Annotated in this window: 12 protein-coding genes; 11 read left to right on the top strand and 1 reads right to left on the bottom strand. The window is 63.2% G+C overall.

The annotated features are described in order from the left end of the window. The first annotated feature begins 35 nt into the window (after positions 1 to 35). The 11 genes from PSQ39_RS02350 (at position 36) to PSQ39_RS02300 (ending at position 13948) form a co-directional block, all read left to right on the top strand. Positions 36 to 1358: a PilN domain-containing protein gene (locus tag PSQ39_RS02350; RefSeq protein WP_273924983.1), complete on the top strand. Its 1323-nt coding sequence runs from the start codon at positions 36 to 38 to the stop codon at positions 1356 to 1358. After that, the gene (gene gspM / locus PSQ39_RS02345; RefSeq protein WP_273924982.1) at positions 1355 to 1915 is read left to right on the top strand and encodes a type II secretion system protein GspM; all 561 of its coding nucleotides are present in this window, start codon (positions 1355 to 1357) and stop codon (positions 1913 to 1915) included. The genes PSQ39_RS02350 and gspM overlap by 4 nt, the downstream gene beginning before the upstream one ends. Continuing rightward, positions 1912 to 2574 carry a hypothetical protein gene (locus PSQ39_RS02340; protein WP_273924981.1) on the top strand — a complete coding sequence of 221 codons (663 nt, stop codon included), beginning with the start codon at positions 1912 to 1914 and terminating at the stop codon, positions 2572 to 2574. Before gspM ends, PSQ39_RS02340 begins: the two co-directional genes overlap by 4 nt. Before the next feature lie 14 nt (positions 2575 to 2588). Then, complete coding sequence (gene gspD, locus PSQ39_RS02335) at positions 2589 to 5177, top strand: type II secretion system secretin GspD (protein WP_273924980.1); 2589 nt, start codon at positions 2589 to 2591, stop codon at positions 5175 to 5177. 92 nt (positions 5178 to 5269) lie between these two features. Beyond that, positions 5270 to 5647, top strand: coding sequence for a hypothetical protein (locus tag PSQ39_RS02330; protein ID WP_273924979.1), 378 nt, complete (start codon positions 5270 to 5272; stop codon positions 5645 to 5647). 230 nt (positions 5648 to 5877) lie between these two features. Then, entirely contained in the window at positions 5878 to 7569 is a 1692-nt protein-coding gene (locus PSQ39_RS02325; protein WP_273924978.1) for a cell surface protein, read from the top strand. A 97-nt stretch (positions 7570 to 7666) separates the two neighbouring features. Then, positions 7667 to 8569: a peptidylprolyl isomerase gene (locus tag PSQ39_RS02320; protein ID WP_273924977.1), complete on the top strand. Its 903-nt coding sequence runs from the start codon at positions 7667 to 7669 to the stop codon at positions 8567 to 8569. 60 nt (positions 8570 to 8629) lie between these two features. Continuing rightward, a complete protein-coding gene (locus PSQ39_RS02315; RefSeq protein WP_273924976.1) occupies positions 8630 to 9427 on the top strand; it encodes an ABC transporter permease in 798 nt (265 codons plus the stop codon). Continuing rightward, on the top strand, positions 9424 to 10653 hold the full coding sequence (locus tag PSQ39_RS02310; RefSeq protein WP_273924975.1) for an ABC transporter ATP-binding protein: 1230 nt from the start codon (positions 9424 to 9426) through the stop codon (positions 10651 to 10653). Before PSQ39_RS02315 ends, PSQ39_RS02310 begins: the two co-directional genes overlap by 4 nt. 32 nt (positions 10654 to 10685) lie before the next feature. Beyond that, positions 10686 to 12968, top strand: a complete 2283-nt coding sequence (locus PSQ39_RS02305) for an O-antigen ligase family protein (RefSeq protein ID WP_273924974.1) — start codon at positions 10686 to 10688, stop codon at positions 12966 to 12968. Beyond that, on the top strand, positions 12965 to 13948 hold the full coding sequence (locus tag PSQ39_RS02300) for a lysophospholipid acyltransferase family protein (protein WP_273924973.1): 984 nt from the start codon (positions 12965 to 12967) through the stop codon (positions 13946 to 13948). The genes PSQ39_RS02305 and PSQ39_RS02300 overlap by 4 nt, the downstream gene beginning before the upstream one ends. Positions 13949 to 14050: 102 nt before the next feature. Here the strand turns inward: PSQ39_RS02300 and PSQ39_RS02295 are convergent, their stop codons facing one another. Further along, on the bottom strand, positions 14051 to 17785 hold the full coding sequence (locus PSQ39_RS02295) for a methyltransferase domain-containing protein (protein WP_273924972.1): 3735 nt from the start codon (positions 17783 to 17785) through the stop codon (positions 14051 to 14053). Positions 17786 to 17791: the final 6 nt, after the last annotated feature.

Below are 17791 nucleotides of genomic sequence, written 5' to 3'. Positions count from 1 at the left end.
ACCCCAATCCCACTGTCAACCCCCTTTTATTCCTGATGGCACTGAACTCTCAAGATTTGCGACTGTTCGGCCTGGACCTGCGCAAGGCCGGGTCCGAGCTCAGCCGCTTGTGGCAGGGGGCTGTGCAGCATCCGCTGCTGGCTTGGCTGACACCGGCATTGCCGGTGCGCTTGGTGCGGGCCGATGGCACGCTCTGGCTGTGGCTGGATGGACAGGCGGCCACACCTTGGCCCGCGTCTGCGCCCCGACTGGCCTTCCCGGCTCGCGTGCTGCCCCAGGACAAGTACCTGTCCCGCGTGCTGACCCTGCCTGCGCTGGGCGGCGCCGAACTGGCTTCGGCGCTGGCGCTGGAAGCCCAGACCAGCAGCCCTTTTGCGGCCTCGGACCTGGTCTGGGGTTACGGGGTTCAAGGCCATAGCGACGCTGGGGTTTCGGTTTTGCTGGTCATGGCCTCGCGCCGTCAGGTGGCCGCCTTGCTGGGCGCCCAGGGCGCGCCAGTCGATGAAGCCGCACAAGAGTTGTGGGTGCTGGAAGGCGATGAGGCCTTGCAGGTCCGCGATCCCGCTGCGGTGCCGCGCGGGCAGCCGATTGTCTTGCAAGGGTATGGGGAGGCGGCACGTCAGCGACGCATGGCGCTTGGCCGCACCTTGCGCACCAGCCTGTTGGCGCTGGCCTTTCTGGGGGCCGCAGGCCTGGCCATTACCCCCACCGCCCAGTTGCGCTTGCGTGCGCTCGATGCCTTGGCCCAGTTCCAGGAAGTGCAGGCCCGCACCGTGCCATTCTTGCGCCAGCGCGAGGCGCTGGTGCAGTCCGCCGACCAATTGAACAACCTGGGTGAGTTGCTGCGCGACCGCGTCGAGCCGCTGCGCACCTTGGATTTGCTGACCCAGGCCTTGCCCGACGACGCTTCCTTGCTGTCGCTGCAGGTGCAAGGCAACAAAATCACCCTGATTGGCTTGGCGCCCAATTCGGCCTCGTTGATGCAAAAGCTCAGCGCTGAGCCGCTGTTCAAGGATGTCAAGGCGCCGACCGCCGCCGTCAAGGCCTTGGGCGCGACCAAGGAGAGCTTCACCATCGAGCTGACCCTGGATGCCAAGGCCATGCGCGCCAATGACCCCGTGCCACCGCCGCCCGTGGTGGTGGCGGCGCCTGCCGCTGCGACCGTGGCCGCCACCAGCACCACGGCCACGCCCGTGCCTGCCGCTCCCGTGGCCCCGGTGACTCCCGCGCCCGCGCCTGTTGCGGCACCCGTTGCCGCGCCGGTGCTGGCACCAGTCCCTGCCGCGCCGCCACCGCCGCCCCCCGCGCCCCCGCCGGCGGGTTCCTCGCCGTTCTCCATTGGAGGAGGTGTCCGATGAGTTCTGTATTGCGCACGGCCCGCGACCGTTCTTTGCTGGCTTTGATGGGCTTGTTGGTGCTGGCCCCGATCCTGGCGCTGGCGGCTTATGTGGCTTACAAGCACCAATGGGCCACGGAACAGATGGGGCAAATGGAGCCCCGCTACGCCCGCCTGTTGGGTCTGGAGCAGCAGCGCGACAAGCTGCAAACCTTGGCGCAGCAGTCTGCGGCGCTGGTCAATCAGTACGCCTACCCTGAAGCGCAGGAGGCGACCCAGGCCGGGAACGACGCCCAGCGCCGCGTTCGCGACGCCTTTGCCAAGGCGCGCCTGGAGGTGATGAGCAGCCAGGTCCTGCCCGCCAAGCAAGAGAAACAATTCGACCGCATCCCCGTCGTGGTGCGCTTTGAAGGGCAGTTGACCGCGCTGCAAAGCGCTTTCGTGGCCTTGTCGGTTGAGCCTGGGCCCGCCATTTTGGTCGAGGGCTTCACCGCTCAGACGATTGGTGTGGTCAAGGCCGAAACGCCCCAGATGCTGGGCGGTCAGATCAATCTGTATGTGCTGAGGGTGCACCCATGAACCTTCAACTCTTCTTCACACGCCAGGGCACCTGGCTGCTCCTGGCTTTGAATGCGGCGCTGGCCCTGGGCGGCTTGGCCCTGTGGATGGACACAGAGGGGCATTGGCGCGATGTGCGCTGGCAGGCGCCGGCGCCTCAGGTGATGGCGTTGGCGGATGTGAATCTGCCGCGCGGCTCGGTCGGGGGTGACCTCGATGTGGGCCGCTTTGTGGCGGTGCTGGACCGCCCCTTGTTTTCGCCTAGCCGCCGGCCGCCGCCACCGCCACCGCCGCCAGCTCCGCCGCCGCCGGTGGACCCTTTGGCCAATATCCAATTGTTTGGGGTGTACGGCGGCAAGACCGGTGGTGGCATCGTGGCCCGCATTGACGGCAAGGTCCAGCGCGTCCAAGTGCAATCCAATGTCGGTGAATGGACGGTCAAGTCCATCAGCGGGCGGGAGGTGACCTTCGCCCGGGGTGAAGAAAGCCGCACCCTGACCCTGATCCACGCGGTGGCGGCACGGGCGCCAGCGCCTGTTGCCGCGGCCGCACCGCTGGAGGCGCCCAATCCCGGCGGTATGGCCCTGGGGGCCCAACAAAAAATGCAGGAAGAAGCGCGGGCCCGTGAGGCTGCGCGTCTGGATATCTTGCGTCGAGCTGGCCTGACGCCGCTCAAATAGTGAGTGACTACCCTATGAACAAACACAGTTTGGCTTTGACGGTTGTGGCCTTCGCCACGCTTCAGGTCTGCGCGCAGGCCCAAACCGCTGGCGCTCCCTCTCCTTTTGCCGTGGGCGGGGCGGTGGTGACAGCGCCTGCAGCACGGCCAGCCGTGGTCAAGCCCGTGGTCGTGGCGCCTGCCCCGGCCCCAGTCTCGGTGATCGCGACGCCGACCGTGGCCCAGCCTGCGGCTGTGCCGGTCGTGGCGCCTGCTGTGGTGGTGACCGCCGTCGCGGCCACCGCCACCGTGGCCCCGGCCCCGGCCGTGCCTGCGGAGCCGCTGCCCAGTCAGGTCGTCCCCGAGCCCGCTTCGCTGCCGCCGATGCTGTCGGCCGTGGCACCCAGTGTGGCCCCCGCCCCTGCGGCTTCAGGCACCAAGATTGCTGCCGAGCCGCCGCCCCAGGCCGAAGCCCGCATCCTGCAGGGGACCGACCGGGTGATCGCGCCGCCCAAGCCCTTCCCGGCCATTGAAGGCGCGGCGATGGCTTTCAAGTTTGAAGAGGCGCCGATCTCCGAAGTCATTCATGTGGTGATGAAGGACGTGGTCAAGGCCGATTACGTGTTGCACGGCCAAGTGGCGGGCACGGTGACCTTGTCCACGCAAACCGATGTGTCCCCCGACCACGCAGTGCTGCTGCTGGAAAGCGCCTTGCAGGCCAATGGCCTGAACATGATCCGGGACAGCCGGGGCACCTTCCACGTTGGCAAGCCAGAAGCCTTGCGTGGGATTTTCCCCACCATCCGCCAGGTGGTACCCAAGACGTCTCTGCCACCAGGCAGCGGCGCCATCATCGTGCCGCTGCAGTACATCGGGGCCAATGAAATGGCTTCCATCTTGCGCCCCATGTTGCCCCCCGACGCCCTGGTGCGCGTGGACAGCGTGCGCAACCTGCTGGTCTTGACGGGCAACCGCACCCAGGCCGAGGGCTGGCTCGATGTGGTCAGCACCTTTGATGTGAACTTGCTCAAGGGCATGTCGGTGGGGGTGTTCCCGCTCAAGTACGCCACGATCAAAGAAGTTGAGTTGGCTCTGCGCCTGATGTCCGGTACCACCGGGGGCGGTGCGTCGGCGGCGGCGGCTGGTGCGGCCGCGGCCCCCACGGGTACGGCGCCTGGCATGACTTCGGGCGCCACGGGCGGTTTGTCTGGGTCCAGTGCCTCGTCGGGTTCGTCAGCGTCCTTGTCGGAGAGCTTTCCCCTGTTTGGTGCGGTGCGCATCATGCCGATCGAGCGCATGAACAGCATTTTGGTGGTGACGCCGCGTGCTGCCTATTTAGAAGAGGCGCGCCAGTGGATTGAGCGCCTGGACAAGCCCAGCAACAACAGTGGTGAGTCGCAGTTGTTTGTCTACCCGGTGCAAAACGGCTCGGCCAAGCACCTGGCGTCGGTGATTGGGGGCTTGTTTGGTGGATCGGGTGGCACGGGTGCCAGCAGCACGGGCGTGGCGCCGTCCTTGGGGTCGACCAGCCAAAGTTCGGGCCTGGGATCCAGTTTGGGCAGTTCGTCAAGCGGCAGTGGCCTGACTTTGGGCACCAACCTGAATCGCACCTCAGTCAACACCCAGAGCACCCCAGCCACCGCTGTCACGTTGGCGCCCGGCTTGCGCATGATTGCCGACGACATCAACAATGCCGTCTTGGTGTACGGCAGCCGCAGCGACTTCATGAAGATCGAGGCCGCCTTGAAGCGCCTGGATGTGCCGCCGACCCAGGTGCTGATCGAGGCCACCATCATTGAAGTGACCCTGGGCGACTCGTTGCAATACGGTTTGCAGGGCATGTTCAGTGGCAAGGGCGTCAATGGCGGTTCGGGCACCGGTGTTTTGAGCACCGCAGCGGACGGCAGCTTGTCCAGCGCGGTACAGGGCTTCTCCTACACCTTGAAGAACTCGGCAGGCAATATTCAGGGCGTGCTGAGCGCCTTGGCCAGTCAATCTTTGCTCAAGGTGATCTCCAGCCCCTCGTTGATGGTGCTGGACAACCACACGGCCAACATCACCGTGGGCACGCAGCAGCCGGTGCAGACGGCTTCGACCATCATCACCAGTGGTGCGGTGAGCAACAGCATTCAATATAAGGACACTGGGGTGAACCTCACGGTCACCCCCTCGGTCAATGCCGGCAACATGGTGACCATGGACCTGGTTCAGTCGGTCACCGACATCGGTGCTAAAACTGATTCTGCAACCGGACAGTTCCCCTTCAACCAGCGCCAGATCACCAGCAAGCTGGCGGTGCGCTCGGGTGAGTACATCGTCATGGGGGGCTTGATCCGTGACAACAACTCCAACGGCAGTTCGGGTCTGCCTTTATTGAGTTCGATTCCGGTCGTGGGTGGTTTGTTTGGAACTCGCACCTCCAGTCAGAATCGGACCGAGCTGCTGGTGGTGTTGACGCCACGCGTCGTGCGATCTGACCAAGAGGTCAGGGACGTCAGCGAAGAGTTGCGTGACCGCATGAAGGGGTTCACGGGTTTTGAGGCCTTGTCCCGCGCCCCCTTGCCCAAGGCGGGCCAAAGCCCGCTCCCTGCCAGCAATGGGGTCCAACCCAAGGCTTTGCCTTGAGTTGAACGACAAGGTCAATTTTTATCGTTTAGGAGTGATGCGTGATGTGGGATCAAAAATGGACCCGCCGGGTCAGTGGCCTGGCACTGGGTTTGACCGTGCTGCTGCTGGGCGCGTGTTCCAGTCTTCCTGATCAGAAGGCCGAAGATGTGGTCCGCCAACGGTCTGAGCTTCGTTGGTCATATTTGATCAAGGGTGCGAGCCAATGGCCGAAGGCCTATGAGTTGACTGAGCCTTCCTACCGAGCTGTGAACGACTTTGACAACTGGGCCTTGAACTTTGGCAAGCAAGTGCGCTGGAAGAGCGCTGAAGTTCAAACCGTCCAGTGCGAAGCTGAAAAATGCGCGGTCAAGTTGGTGGTCTCGGTTTATTTGCCACTGTCGCGTCGCGCCAACGACACGATCAGCACCACGGTGGATGAAACTTGGTTGCTGGACCGGGGGCAGTGGTACTATCACCAACAGCCCTGATAGGGTGGCGTTTGCTGGGTTCGCTTGGCTTTGGTCAGGCGGATCGATCATGAGGAGGGTTGACTGACCATGGTTTGAAGAACTTGCCTGAATTGGACCTGTTGCTTTTTTTCTACATAAAATCACATCAGGTTTGTCTGTTGTTCATCCTCGCAACGCCTGTGCTAACATCCTCTAGCGTAATCAATCTTGGTAGTTGCGCTTACCAACTTTTTTAAATGGAGTCTTTAATGAGAAAAAGTATTCTCTCTGCAAGCATTGCTGCCATGATTGGTGGCCTCGGCTTCGCTGGTGCTGCATCCGCTGCCGTTTTCAGCAATGGCCCGACCGCAGGTACGATTCAGTACCAAAACAGCGGTATCGGTGACATCCTGCTGGTGCCTTACTTCACTTCGCAAGGCTCCAACGCCACGCTGCTGAACATCACCAACACCGACACCGTTAACGGTAAGGCTGTGAAGGTGCGTTTCCGTGGCGCTTCGAACTCTGACGATATTTTTGACTTCCAGCTGTACCTGTCGCCTGGCGACGTGTGGGCCGCTAAGGTCAGCCGCGACACCGCCACGGGTCTGAGCAAGCTGGAAACGGCTGACAACTCGTGCACGCTGCCTGGTGGCGTTGGCAAGACCACGACCGCTTTCGTGACTGGCCGTCTGAACAGCAAGCTGACCGGCGACGCCCTGGCTGCTGAAACCCGCGAAGGCTACGTCGAAATCTTGACGATGGCTGACATCAAGCAAGCTGGTTTCCCTGACCAAGCCACCGGCACCCCGCTGGCTACCCCCACGGTCAACCCCCTGTTCACGGCTACCAAGCACGTGGCTGGCGTGGCTCCTTGCTTCAGCACCGCTGCTGGCTCGGCCGCTCTGAACCTGCTGATCAACGATCCGCGCGTTTACGCTCGTAGCACCACCACTGCCAACAGCGCCACGGCAGCTGCAGGTTACTCGGCCAACGCGCTGGGCCTGGCATACCCCACCGGCAAGCTGATGGCTAACTACACCATCATCGACGTGGTTAACACGGCTACCTTCAGCGGCGAAGCTGTTGCTCTGAAGGCAACCGCTGGTGCCAACCTGGTGTTCTTCCCGCAAGCTGCTGCTGGTTTCACCGACACCTACATCGGTTCGACTGACACCATCGCTGCTCAAACCACGATCGTGGGCGACGTGACTGCTGATCCGCTGTTCCGTACCGACTCGTTCTTGGCTAACGGCACCACCCTGGTGACGACCGGCACGACCGCTCTGGTGACCCCGGGTTACTACGATCTGCCTGACCTGTCGACCCCCTACGCGAAGAGCCCTGCTTCCACCGCCAATGGCACTGACTCTGTGGCTCAAGCCAAGGCTCTGACTGCTTCGTTGGCTGTGAACTCGGTTGTGAACGAGTACCTGACCACCACCAGCATTGCTGCTACGACTGACTGGGTGTTCTCGATGCCTACCCGTCGCTATGCTGTGGCATACAACTACGCTGCTGCCACTGGCGCTGACGGCCGTATCTTCTCGGCTGGCTGGGCTACCCCGGGTGCTTACTTCACCCCGAGCAACACCACCCTGGCAACCAACGGTTACCAAATCTGCGTGGCTACCGGCGCTGTTGCTCCGTTCGACCGCGAAGAAACCGCCCCGGCTGCCGCTTCGGTTGGTTTCGTGGTCTCCCCGAGCTCGGTGGCTGCCGCCGCTACCGTCCGCTTCTGCGGCGAAGCCAGTGTGATCAGTATCAACGCTCCTGTTGCTGCTGCTCCTGCTTCCCCGACCCTGAAGTCGACCGTGACCCGTCAAGACATCTCCGTCACGACTGGCAACGAAGGCTGGCTGACCATCAACACCCCCAACGGTGCTCTGGGTCTGCCGGTTCTGGGCAAGGCTTACGTCAAGTCCAGCGGTTTCGGTGCCAACTGGTCGCACCGCTACTGATAAGTAGCTTGAATGGGACTCGCAAGAGTCTCTTCAATATGAAGGCGGGAAGCAATTCCCGCCTTTTTTCATGATGCTTTAGATTTAGTGTTGTTGTATGACTCGATTTTTTGTCCGTTTCATGCCCTGCATGGTAGGCATGTTGCTCGCTTCCATGACCGGGATCGCGGCTGCGCAAGGCCCGGGGATTGTCATTCAACGCGATGGTGTGGCCATCACCACCGCAGATCTGGAGTCTGAACTCAGCCGCATGGCACCTGAAATGCGTCAAGCCATGCTGGGCAAACCAGACGATATGGGGCGCATGAGCTCCAACCTGCTGATGCGCAGGGTACTGGCCAAGCAGGCTGAAGAAGCCGGTGTTGACAAAGACATGGTCAACCAAGCGACACTTCGCATCGTAGCCGACCGCGTGCTGTCGGACATGCAACTGGCGCGCATTGACGAGAAGGTGAAACTCGATGACAAGGTGCTGACCGAGAGAGCCCTGAGCCTTTACAAGGCGGACTCAAAGCGATTTGAACGCCCCCAAGAGGTCCGTATTCGTCACATTTTGTTGGCAAATGGCAGTGGAACCAAAGAGCAAGCAGAGCAATTGCTGCTTGAGTTGCGCAATGGCGCTGACTTTGAAAAGCTGGCCAAAGAAAAGTCCAACGACCCGGGCAGTGCTGCCAAGGGTGGTGACTTGGGCTTTTTTGCGGCGGGCCGCATGGTCAAGTCCTTCGAGGATGCGGCCTTTGCGCTCAAGAAGCCTGGTGAACTGAGTGGTGTGGTGGAGTCCCAGTTTGGCTTCCACATTCTTCAGTTGATGGAGATCCGTGAAGCCTCTGTTCAAAGCTTCGACGAAGTCAAAGACACCTTGAAGGCCGAAGTTCTGGCCAAGCTGACCCAAGATGCGCGCATTGCCGAAGGCCGCCGCATCATGGAGAAGGCTCAGCCTAAGCCTGAAGTACTGCAAGCCTTCATTGAGGCGCAATTGGCGAAGTCTGCCGCCAAGTAAGCCCACTGGGGCCGCCGCTGCGGCCCCAGTTCATTGAACTCTGCCACACGAAGTCTTGCTATGCCGCTCATTCATGACCTGTTGACGATCTTTAGGTCACGTCATTTGCTGTGGGTGCTCACCATGCGAGAGTTGTCGGCGCGGCATGCCGGCACGGCGGCAGGTTGGCTTTGGGGCTACGTCCAACCTCTGCTGACGGTGGCCGCCTACTACTTGGTGTTTGATGTGGTGTTCGCCTTGCGCCTGGGCGAGGGTGCCCCGACACGCCAAGTCGGCGCTTTCTTGATTGTGGGCGCCTTGCCCTGGATGTCGTTTTGCGATGCCATTGGCCGAGGGGCCAACAGCCTGTTGGATGCAGGCGGGATCTTGCAAAAGAACCCGCTGCCCCCGGTCTTGTTCCCCACCCGCGCCGTACTGGCCACCATGCTGGTACATGGCCCCCTGATTTTGCTGCTGGCTGTCGCTTACTGGCCCATGCACCAAGGCGCCTGGCCTGTGTTGAGCCTCTTGCCTTTGTGGTTGATGCAGGCGCTGTTCTGTGTGCTCTTGGCCTACCTGTGTGCCATCTTCTCCGCCGCCGTCCGAGACACCGTGCAGATCATCGGTTTTCTGCTGTCGGTGGGCGTCTTCATCTCGCCCGTTTTGTTTCCCGTCAGCCAGTTTCCTGAGGGGTGGCGCTGGGTGCTGTGGCTCAACCCGATGACGGCTTGGGTCGAGGCCTACCAGTTGGTCTTGCTCAAGGGGGAGTGGCCGGAAGCGTCCCAGTGGATCGCGATGTTGGTCTGGATGTCTGGGGTGGGGCTGCTCCTGGACGTGGTGGTACGTCGCAGCCGCGATCAACTGGTGGATTGGCTATGAGCACCAAATTCAACCCCGAAACCGTGATGGAGGTCGAGGGCCTGGGCAAGCAGTACCAGATCTACGACTCGCCGCGCGCGCGCATGAAGTCGCTGTTGTTGGGCACCGGCCCGCAGCGCAGCCATTGGGCATTGAAGAACGTGTCTTTCAGTTTGACCAAGGGCCAGTGCTTGGGCTTGGTGGGCGACAACGGCGCTGGAAAAAGCACCTTGCTCAAACTGCTCACGGGCACCCTGCAGCCCAGCACGGGCAAGTTGACGCGCCAAGGCCGTTTGACCGCTATTTTGGAGTTGGGGGCCGGATTTCACCCCGACTTCACCGGACGCCAAAACCTGTACTTTGGGGGCAGCCTGATGGGCCTGTCTGCCGAGGAAATCAAGCGCCTGGAGCCCTCGATCATTGAGTTCTCCGAGTTGGAGGCCGCGATCGACCGCCCGGTCAAAACCTATTCGTCAGGCATGACGGTTCGCTTGGCTTTCGCCCTGGTGACGGCGGTTGAACCGGCCATCCTGATCATCGATGAAGCCCTGGCGGTGGGGGATCAGCACTTCCAAAAGAAGTGCATCGAGCGCATCGATCAGTTCCGCGAATCGGGCTGCACCATCATTTTTTGTTCACACAGCCTCTACCACGTGCGCCACCTCTGCGACGTGTCGCTGTGGCTCAGTGGTGGGCAGGTGCAGGCTTTTGGGCCCACCGAGCACGTCTTGGCCTCCTATGAAACCCATGTGCGCCAGCAGGATGACCATGGTGAGGACCCCGAGCTGCGAGCGGTCGACGCGCCACGTCCTGTGCGCACGCTGGACCAAGCTGGGCTGGTGTCGATCGAGGTGGAGGGCTTGACGGCTGACACCCCGCCTTTGTTGCCGGGGCCCGACTTGGTGATCCACGTTCGGGGTCGGGTGCCCGATGGAAGCCAACCCAGCTTTGGCTTGATGTTGGAGCAACAACACGGCGTGGGCATCACCTCCTTGGCCACCCATGCTGAACATGCCCAGTCGCAGGTGCAGAAGCTGGGCGACGGCTTGTGGGGTGTGACCCTGCGCTTCCCGGATCTGCCATTGCACTCGGGCGAATACAAACTCAGCGGCTACCTGTTCGACAGCCAAGGACTGGTGACGCTGGATGAATGGATGAATGCCGTGGTGTTCAAGTGGGTGTCGCCCAGCTTGACGCCGGGCTTGGTGCGCTTGCCGCACCGTTGGGAGCCCAGCCTGGCTGGGTGAACAAGATCACTGTCTGACACGGGTTATCGCACATGACGGTTCAAGAAAATCACGCAAGCTCCAATGCTTGGCAGGCCTTGTTGGCCGAGCAGCAAAAAGCAGCTCCTTCCACCCCACTGCCTGAGGCCGCTGGCGAGCCCTTGGCCTTGGGTGCGGCCTGGATGCTGGTCCTGATGTTTTTTCTGTTGCCCGTGTTGGGGGCCCCTGAAGCGGCGCCCGTGGGTGATTCGGTCAAATCGGCCATCGTGGCCTTCGGGGCTTTGGGCGGCTTGCTGTGGTTTGCGCTGCAACGCCGCACCCACCCAGCGCCGCTGCAAAGCCACTGGTTCTTGGCATTGGGTGTCTTGCTGACCCTGTATTCAGTCGGCAGTATTTTTTGGGCACACGCGTACTTGGCCACAGGTGAAGCCCTGCGCTGGGCACTGTTGTCCCTGGTGTTCTGGCTCACGCTGCAGTTCAAGACCCGCTCCTTTTTTGTGGCGCTGTCCTGGGCGATCCACCTGGGTGTCTTTTTGTCCTCCGTGGTGGTGGCCTGCCAGTATTGGTTTGGGGTGGAGTGGTTTGCCCAGGCGGCACAGCCGGCCTCCACTTTTGTGAACCGGAACTTCTTCTCTGAGTACGCAGTGTGTGCGCTGCCGTTCTCGCTGATGCTGTTGTCGCGTCTGCGAGCCGGGTTCCCGTTGTACTTCCTGGTGGTCAGTTTGGCCGTGGATGTAGCTGCGTTCTTGATGACGGGTACGCGTTCAGCGCTTCTTGGTGTGGGGGTCGCTTTGGTCGCCGTTCCCATGATGTTCTGGTTCTACCGTCATCCCTTGGGCCTCACGCAGCGTTGGCAAGCCAGCACGGCGGGGACGGTCGTGCTGTTGTTTTTGGCCGTTGTTGTGGCCCTTGGTCTGTTGCCCACGGGCAACCCCTCCATACTCAAGGACCATGCTGTGTCGGGGCGCGGGCACAGTGCTTTTGCGCATGCCTTCCAACGCTTTGAATCAACGGGTGAGGCGCAAACGGCCAACGACAAAAGCAGTATTTCTGTGCGTTTCGACATGTGGCGTGCTGCGCTGAAAGCAGTTGCAGCCAACCCGATTATTGGGGTAGGTGCGGGAACCTGGGAAGTAGTGATCCCGCTGTACCAAACTGAGAAATCTGAAATTGAGATCGACTACTACGTTCATAACGAGTTTTTGCAACTGATCGTTGAGTACGGTCTTGTTGGTTGGGCTTTCGTGTTGGCATTGCTGGCATTGCTTGCGCAAAGTGCATGGCAGTTGCTGCGTAGCGTAACGAGTTCCGAAGACTCCAACCTTGCCATGCGCCTGACTGGGGTCTTGAGCTTGGTGTTGTTGCTTTGGGTGAGCAATCTGGGTTTCCCGTGGCATTTGGCTGGCACCGGGGCCTTTTTGGCCTTGAACATGGCGCTGATGCTTGCTCCCTCCAAGTCGGTGGCGGAGACTCCAATTGTTGGGCCTTGGCAGGCGGTTTGGCCTTGGGCAACGGCGGTGCTGGCCGTGCTCGGATTGCTGGCGACCGTGTACGGCACCCGCCAAGCTTTCATCGCCGAGGACCGATATATGCGCAGCATCGGCTTGTTGAAAGCTGCTAAGTTGCTACCCAACCCGTCAGATCCACGCCGCAAAACGTACATGGAGCTCTCCCTGAAAGCTGGCAAGGAGGCGGTTGCCATCAATCCGCACTACCGCAAACTGTTGAGTCAAGTGGCCGACGAGTTCAGTAACCTGGGTGATTGGAGGAATGCGGTTTGGGCCTATGAGTTGATGGCGGCTTCTCGACCGAATGTGCCCGTCATTTGGGCTAACCTCGCCACGGGCTACTCCTACGATGCCGATCACGATAAGGCCAAGGACGCCCTGGCCAAAGCGGCTGCACTCAAGCCAGATGCCTATTCGGTGCGGTATGCCACGGTTCTGGTGCAGGCCAATGCAGGCGACGTGGAGGGTGCTGCCAAAAAGCTGCGAAGCTACATTGAAGACGGTGGTTTCAATGTGCCGCTGGTGGATGCGACGCTGATCATGGCGCGCCGCACCGGTGACTGGGATCTCGCGCTGAAGGCTTTGGAAGGCGGGCGCGTCAAAGCCCCAGACCAAGCCGTGCGCATGTCCCTGCAAATGGCCGCGGTCTACAACTTGTTGAAGCAACCGGAGAAGGTGGTTTTGGCCTTCCGTGATGCGCTGGTGTTCGGGGCCAAGAAGGGGCAGCAAAGTGCTGTGCTGCAACGCATTCCGCCTGAACTCCGTGAACAGGTGCAAGCCCTGGCCCAAGCCCAAATCAAGGCTGACCAAGCCGCCGGCAAACCATGAACCGTCAACGCTTGCGACTGGAGTTCCGAGACCTGCTGGAGCTGGTGCTCCTGCCGGGTCTGGCCGCTGTCTTGCCCTGGTCCATCTGCTTCCGTGTCTTCAAGTGGCTGGCCCACATCCCCTCGCTGTACCGCGAGCCCTGTGAGCGGGCACTGGAACAGGCCACGCAGCGCGGCTGGGTCGGCCAGGAGCCCGGTGCGGCGGCGCGCTGGATCTGGTCGCGGCGCCTGGTCACCTTGGTGGATCACGCGGATTTCTACCTCGGCCGCACCCGGTCGGACGCCTGGATGCGCCGCCATCTGGAGGTCGAAGGCCACTGGTGCCCGCCAGACCAAGCTGCCTTGCTGTGCACCTTCCATTGGGGGGCTGGCATGTGGGGCCTGCGCCACGCGCGCGCTCAGGGCTTGAAGCCACACGCGCTGGTGGCCGCCCTCAATGGCGACCATTTCAAGGGCCGCAGCGTGCTGCATTGGTATGCGCGCGCCCGCACCCAGGCCGTGACCGATGCGCTGGGGCAACCCGCCATGGACGTGTCGGTCAGCCTGCGCCCCGCCATCAAGGCCTTGCGCTCCAACGAGCAGGTGTTGGCCGCCATCGATGTGCCCGCAGATCAGGTCGTTTCCAGCGAAGTGGTTTCCCTGGCGGGCATGCCGGCCCGTGTGCCGCGCGGCTTGCTGCGCCTGGCCGTGGACCAGAAGATTCCAGTCGTGCTCTACATCACCGGTTTGAACCTGGACACCGGCCGGCGCCATTTGCGCATGCGGGTCTGGGGTGTCGGCGATGACGTGAGCACCCTGGCACAGGCTGTGTTTGCCGAGCTCGATGGCTTGATCCGCCAATGCCCGCCCGCTTGGCACTTCTGGAGCGAGGCACCGCGCTTCTTCATCGAAGCGTCGGAGCTGGCCGCCGCTGCCGCGGTCGAAGCGCAGGCCGCGACGGCCATCGCCCCGGTCGAAGCCGAAGCCGCCGCCAACGCCTGAAGCTCAGCTCACCGGCCCGCCCACAAGCGGGCGCTTGATCAGACTTCTCCCAGGCTGTGACCTGGGGGCCGCCTGTTGCACGGGGCCGAACGCCCCCGTCTCTCAAAAACGACTGCTGCGGTAGCGCTCCAAAAAATCCTGCGGCAGCACTTGGGGCGCTGCCACGGTCGGCAGGTCCTTCAAATACTCGCTGCCGTAGTGCCAGTCCCGCACGACGCTGCCCATCAGGCCAGGGTCGCGCTTCGCTGGCGGGGTGGGGGCAGTGCCGGTGACAAAGTGCGCTTCGCGCACCTCGCGCCACCACACAAGGCACTCGTTGACCGGGCTGTTCCAGGGCCGCAGCCATGACCAGGCGCGCCCTTGTAGGCGCTCCGGGAAGGCGCCCAGATCGGGGGCCACCACGGGCAGACCCGCCTGCAGACAAGTGCTCAGTGTGTAGCTGTAGGTCTCTGGCCACAGGGCCGGGAACCACACCACATCGGGCTGCAGCCAGGTCAGCATGGCGGGCAAATCTTCATCCCGGTAGGCGCCGTGCACGGTGAGTCGGCTTTGCGGCCGGGTCTTCAGGGTACGGTAGCCATAGCCGACCAAGTGGATGTCGATCAGCACGTTTCGGCGTTCGGCCTCCAGCGCCAGTTCTTCCAGCAGGTCCGCCCCTTTGATGGCACTCAAGGCGCCGATGACCACCACCTTCAGCGGCGCCTCTGCGCTCAACAGGCGGGGCAGGGTGGCCTCGGGCAACTGAGCGGGCAAGTCCAGGTGCGGCGCCCAGCGCAGATCACAGCCCGGCACGTAGCGGGCCATGCGCTCGGCGGCGTCAAGGCTGGGGGCCAGCACGTGGCGGGTGCGCTGCAGCAGCTGCGCGTGGTAGTAGCGCCAATCTTCGATGCGGCCGCCCCCTGGGCCAGGCCGCTCGGCGACACATTGTTGGCACTGGGCCAGGCCTTGTTCGCCGCAGTATTGCGAGCGCTTGTCGGTCAGCGTGACCTGGGGGCAGACGGTGTAGAAGTCATGGGCGGTGAAGTCGGACGTCACGCCCAGGTCTTCAGCCAGTCCCATGACCGGGCCGGCGTGGCCCAGCAGGTGTTGGTAGTGCACATGGCGCACGCCCAGGTGGCGCAGCGCCTGCAGCAGGGCGGGGTACTCGGTCGCGAGGTCAAAACCCAGCTCCAGACCTTCTTGGGGCCCCATGAGCTGCAGCCGAACCTGCGCCCCATCTTCGGGGCGCAACATCAGGCAGAAGGCCTGGCCTTGCAGCGAGGCCGCCAGTTCACGCACATGGCGCATGGTGCCGCCTTCGTAGCGGTGGGTCACCATCAGCACGCCGGGCAGCCCGGCTTCCACGAGGCGGGCCACGTCCACAGCCTGGCGCGCAGCGCGGGCCGGGTCGCGCCCGATGAAGGCCTGCACCTCGGCGTCGTAACTGGGGTGCAGGCGGCGCAGGGTCTCCATCGCAGCCAGTTCGCGGGCGCTCTTGGAGGCGCCAAAGCTCACGCCACCCGCGTGCAGCACAAAGGTGTCGAGCGCGTGCAGGTTGCGCCAGCCAGCCTGTTGCGCGCGGCAGCAGAAGTCGTTTTCCTCGCCGTAGCCTTTGCCGAAGTTGGCCACATCGAACAGGCCCACGGCCTGCAGGCAGTCGCGCCGGATGTACATGCAAAAGCCCACGCCGGTGGGCACATCCACCACCTGGCCCGGGTTGGTGCGGGCAAACAGCGCGTCCAGGCGGGCGGTGTCGTAGCCCACGGGCAGCGGGTTGGCCTCGCAAAAGCGTGGCGTGCTGCAAATGGTGGCGTTGTTGGAGAACGGTGTCACCGTGGCCACGCGGCCGTTGTGGTGGGCGGCGTGGGCCAGGCGGTCCAGCCAGTCATTGGCCACCTCGGTGTCGCTGTTGAGCAGCACCACATCGCGCTCCGGGTGCAGCGACATGCCCCGGTTGACCGTGGCCACAAAGCCGAGGTTTTCGGTGTTTTCCAGCAGGGTGATGCGGGGCTCGCTGGCCGCCACCTCCCGCAGCCAAGCGGTGACTTCGGGCTCCGGGCTGCAGTCGTTGATGACGATCAGCGCCCAGTCGCGGCGCTGCACGCTGGCCAGGGCCGAGCGGATGCAGCGCTGGGTGTCGCTCAGGCCCCGGTACACGGGCACGATGACGTCGATGGGGGGCGCTGGTGGCGCGTCCGGCCGCAGCTCGGGTGCCGGCTCACGCTGGGGCGGCGTGGCCGGCGCAGCCAGGGCTGCTGGCGCTTCAGGCACCCCATGGGGACGTTGACCGAGCAGGCTGATCTTGAGTTCCACCAGGGGGCGGGTGAGCCGGAACACCGTGGTGTTCTCCAGCGCCTGCACATGGCGGCGATGCTGCGCGCTCTCCAGGCTGAGTTGCTGGACTTGGGCCTGCAGTTGCTGGTGTTCTGCCTGCAGGGCGGCACATTGCGCCTGCAGCGCATCGCGCTCCTCTTCGGTGCGACGCAAGGCGGCTTGCAGGGGCAGGCGTTCGGCGTTGAGCGCCTGGTGGGCCGCGTGCAGCTGCTGGAGGTTGGCGCTCAGGGTCTGATGGCTTTGCGCCAAGGCGTCGTGCTGCTGCTGGGCCTGCGTCCATTGGCGGTCCCAGGCGTTTTGAGCGGCCTGGTATTGCAGCGATTGGGCGCGGAATTGTTCAGCCAGGGCCATGAAGTCGGCCGACAGGGGCCACCCCAAGCGGGCTTCAAAAGTGCCGCCCACGGCTTGCGGCAGCAGCGCCTGCACAGGGGGGCTGACCCAGGGATCGTTGCCCACCAGCAGGCACAGCGGGCTGCCATTGCCCAGCCCGGTGCGGTGCAGCAGCAGGTCATGGTGCGGCCATTGGCCCAGCTGAGCCAGGCCGTCGAGTTCGCTGCTCCAGTGCCACAGCAGGCGGCCGTCAGCGGCCTTCAGGCTCAGGCTGTGCAGGTGCAAAAAGCCAGGCCGGTCGGCCGGGTCAAAGCGCAGTTCGTTGAGCTCGCGCTCGCTGGGCAGCGCGAACACCAGGGTCTGGTCGGCTTGTCCCACGGCGCCGGCCAAGACGAGCTTGCGGTCTTCGCTCAGCCCGCGCGCGTCGCCCAGGTACAGGTTGGCGCTGAAGCGCGGGTGGGCTTGGGGTGGGGCGGTGTGCAGCAGCTCGCTGACGTGCTCGCGATCCGGTTCGACCGAGGCGATGAACTGGTAGGTCAGCGCGTCAGGCTGGCTCAGCAGTTGCTCGGTCACGGCGGGTGCCAGGGTGTCAAACCAGGTGCGGAATTCGGATTCGTGCAGCTCGCGCTCGATGGTGTCCAGCGCCCGCAGGCCCCAGCCCTCTTCGCTGAGGAAGCGGGCCAGCGACTGGCGAGTGAAAAAGCGCACGTGGGTGCGGTCCAGCAAGCCTTCGTCGCGGTACAGGAACTCGCCTTGCATCAGCTCGGCGATCAGGCCCGCGTAGCCTGCATTGGGGATGGAGATCAGCACCTGCCCCCCCGGGGCCAGCAGGCTGCGGCAGGCGCGCAAGACCTTGTCGGGGCCGCGCAAATGCTCCAGCACATCGGCGCAGATGATGAAGTCGTAGGTCTCACCCGCGAAGCGCAGCGCCAGGTCATCCTGGTCTAGGTCGGTCACGTCGACACGGCGGTAGCCGGGGCGGGCCAGTTCGGCTTCGGCCTCGTTGATGGTCACCCCGTCCACGGTGCATTGCCTTTGGGCCGTCAAATGGTGGCCCAGCGCCCCACTGCCACACCCCAGGTCCAAGACCCGGGCGCCAGGCTGGACCAGGTCAGACAGCACCCGCAAGGAGGTCCGGGCTTCTTGGCGAATTTCGCGCGTGTAGACGTGCAGAGGAGCGTTCCGAGATGACATGCGCGG

Origin of the sequence: Curvibacter microcysteis (genome assembly GCF_028649455.1) — a bacterium.
Classification (GTDB): Bacteria; Pseudomonadota; Gammaproteobacteria; order Burkholderiales; family Burkholderiaceae_C; genus Curvibacter; species Curvibacter microcysteis.
The sequence above is the reverse complement of the archived record's forward strand: the minus strand, read 5'-3'. Positions and strand labels throughout refer to the sequence as shown.